Source organism: Mesorhizobium sp. M7A.F.Ca.CA.002.09.1.1, assembly GCF_003998555.1.
In the GTDB taxonomy this organism is placed as follows: domain Bacteria; phylum Pseudomonadota; class Alphaproteobacteria; order Rhizobiales; family Rhizobiaceae; genus Mesorhizobium; species Mesorhizobium ciceri.
Window position 1 is genome coordinate 1 of the sequence record NZ_RZRR01001428.1, and the last position, 785, is coordinate 785.

Below are 785 nucleotides of genomic sequence, written 5' to 3' on the forward strand. Positions count from 1 at the left end.
GCAGTGGCGCGGCGCATCTGGAGGATCTGCAGGCGCACCGGCCTTTTCGCGACTTCGTCTATGAGCTCAAGGCTGGCAGCGCCGACTGTCGCTGGGTTTTGACATCAGGCTTTCCAAAGTTCGACGACGAAGGAAGATTTGCCGGCTATCGCGGCATCGGCCGCAACGTCACGGCTCTGGCCGGCGCCTTCAAAAGTCTGGGGCGGGAACCATCGGGTGACGGCGAGCCCGACCAGCATCTGGCCGACCTCGAGCGGACGATGGACGCCATGCATATGGGCGTCGTGCTTCTCGATGCCAGGCTCGACACGCTGATCGTCAACAAGGCCTATCGCGACCTCTCGAGGATTCCGGACGGCGCTGTTGCCGTCGGCGCTCCGTTCAGCCTGTTGATGGAGCTCAACCGCCGCAGCGGCATCTATGGCGACATCGACGAACAGCAATGGCAGCGCTACCTCGCTACTCGCCTCGACGAGATTCGCGCCGGATCCGTCGCGCCGCGCGAATTTGTCCATGCCAACGGCAGGACGATGATGTTTTCGGTGACGGCGTTGTCCGGGGGCAAGCGGCTGCTGACCTACTATGAGGTCACCGAGATCAAGCAGCGCGATGCGGAGATCAAAAACGCCAATGCCAGGAATGCCGAGACCTTCGCCAGTCTCCGCACAATGGTCGACCAGATGCCGATCGGTGTCCTCGTGCTCGACGCCGATATGCGCGCCGAGATCATCAACCGTGCTTTCTATGATTTCTGGCAGATCGACGCCCGGCGCGCCGAGATCGGC

The 785-nt window shown here is 62.3% G+C and carries 1 protein-coding gene; it reads left to right on the top strand.

Features of this window, described 5'->3' with window-relative positions; genetic code table 11:
- Positions 1 to 785: PAS-domain containing protein (locus EN994_RS33750; protein WP_127308273.1), on the top strand; the 785-nt coding region annotated here is incomplete at both ends.